Annotated in this window: 3 protein-coding genes; all 3 read right to left on the bottom strand. The window is 48.7% G+C overall.

Features of this window, described 5'->3' with window-relative positions:
- On the bottom strand, nt 1-648 hold a 648-nt coding region (locus tag FTV42_RS16655), incomplete at its 3' end, for an AadA family aminoglycoside 3''-O-nucleotidyltransferase (RefSeq protein WP_180039234.1).
- A gap of 57 nt (nt 649-705) precedes the next feature.
- Nucleotides 706-1230 (bottom strand): streptothricin N-acetyltransferase Sat2, encoded by a 525-nt coding sequence (gene sat2, locus FTV42_RS16650; RefSeq protein WP_180039233.1) that lies wholly within the window; start codon nt 1228-1230, stop codon nt 706-708.
- Nucleotides 1231-1324: 94 nt separating this feature from the next.
- On the bottom strand, nt 1325-1709 hold a 385-nt coding region (locus FTV42_RS16645; protein ID WP_180039232.1), incomplete at its 5' end, for a dihydrofolate reductase.

Genomic DNA, 1709 nt, shown 5'->3' with positions numbered 1-1709 from the left:
TAGGCGTTTTATTGCCCAATCGGCAGCGACATCCTTCGGCGCGATTTTGCCGGTTACTGCGCTGTACCAAATGCGGGACAACGTAAGCACTACATTTCGCTCATCGCCGGCCCAGTCGGGCTGCGAGTTCCATAGCTTCAAGGTTTCCCTCAGCGCCTCGAATAGATCCTGTTCAGGAACCGGGTCAAAGAATTCCTCCGCTGCCGGACCTACCAAGGCAACGCTATGTTCTCTTGCTTTTGTAAGCAGGATAGCTAGATCAATGTCGATCATGGCTGGCTCGAAGATACCCGCAAGAATGTCATTGCGCTGCCATTCTCCAAATTGCAGTTCGCGCTTAGCTGGATAACGCCACGGAATGATGTCGTCGTGCACAACAATGGTGACTTCTACAGCGCGGAGAATCTCGCTCTCTCCAGGGGAAGCCGAAGTTTCCAAAAGGTCGTTGATCAAAGCTCGCCGCGTTGTTTCATCAAGCCTTACGGTCACCGTAACCAGCAAATCAATATCACTGTGTGGCTTCAGGCCGCCATCCACTGCGGAGCCGTACAAATGTACGGCCAGCAACGTCGGTTCGAGATGGCGCTCGATGACGCCAACTACCTCTGATAGTTGAGTCGATACTTCGGCGATCACCGCTTCCCTCATGATGTTTAACGCCTGAATTAAGCCGCGCCGCGAAGCGGTGTCGGCTTGAATGAATTGTTAGGCGTTATCCTGTGCTCCCGAGAACCAGTACCAGTACATCGCTGTTTCGTTCGAGACTTGAGGTCTAGTTTTATACGTGAACAGGTCAATGCCGCCGAGAGTAAAGCCACATTTTGCGTACAAATTGCAGGCAGGTACATTGTTCGTTTGTGTCTCTAATCGTATGCCAAGGAGCTGTCTGCTTAGTGCCCACTTTTTCGCAAATTCGATGAGACTGTGCGCGACTCCTTTGCCTCGGTGCGTGTGCGACACAACAATGTGTTCGATAGAGGCTAGATCGTTCCATGTTGAGTTGAGTTCAATCTTCCCGACAAGCTCTTGGTCGATGAATGCGCCATAGCAAGCAGAGTCTTCATCAGAGTCATCATCCGAGATGTAATCCTTCCGGTAGGGGCTCACACTTCTGGTAGACAGTTCAAAGCCTTGGTCGGATAGGTGCACATCGAACACTTCACGAACAATGAAATGGTTCTCAGCATCCAATGTTTCCGCCACCTGCTCAGGGATCACCGAAATCTTCATATGACGCCTAACGCCTGGCACAGCGGATCGCAAACCTGGCGCGGCTTTTGGTACAAAAGGCGTGACAGGTTTGCGAATCCGTTGCTGCCACTTGTTAACCCTTTTGCCAGATTTGGTAACTATAATTTATGTTAGAGGCGAAGTCTTGGGTAAAAACTGGCCTAAAATTGCTGGGGATTTCAGGAAAGTAAACATCACCTTCCGGCTCGATGTCTATTGTAGATATATGTAGTGTATCTACTTGATCGATCAGGCTTTTGTATATCTCCCCACCACCTGAAACAATGACATGATCCGTTATTTTCTTTAGGTTGGTTAAAGCATCTTTAATTGATGGAAAGATCAATACGTTCTCATTGTCAGATGTAAAACTTGAACGTGTTACGACCGCATACTTTCGGTTGGGTAATGCTCCCATTGATTCAAAAGTCTTGCGTCCAACCAACAGCCATTGGTTATAGGTAATAGCTTTAAACAGG

This window comes from Acinetobacter sp. YH16052 (genome assembly GCF_013417155.1).
Taxonomy (GTDB): Bacteria; Pseudomonadota; Gammaproteobacteria; order Pseudomonadales; family Moraxellaceae; genus Acinetobacter.
The sequence above is the reverse complement of the archived record's forward strand: the minus strand, read 5'-3'. Positions and strand labels throughout refer to the sequence as shown.

Coding starts and splice junctions, on each gene's coding strand:
- sat2 (WP_180039233.1), bottom strand. CDS start 1,230: ATGAAGATTTCGGTGATCCCTGAGCAGGTGGCGGAAACATTGGATGCT.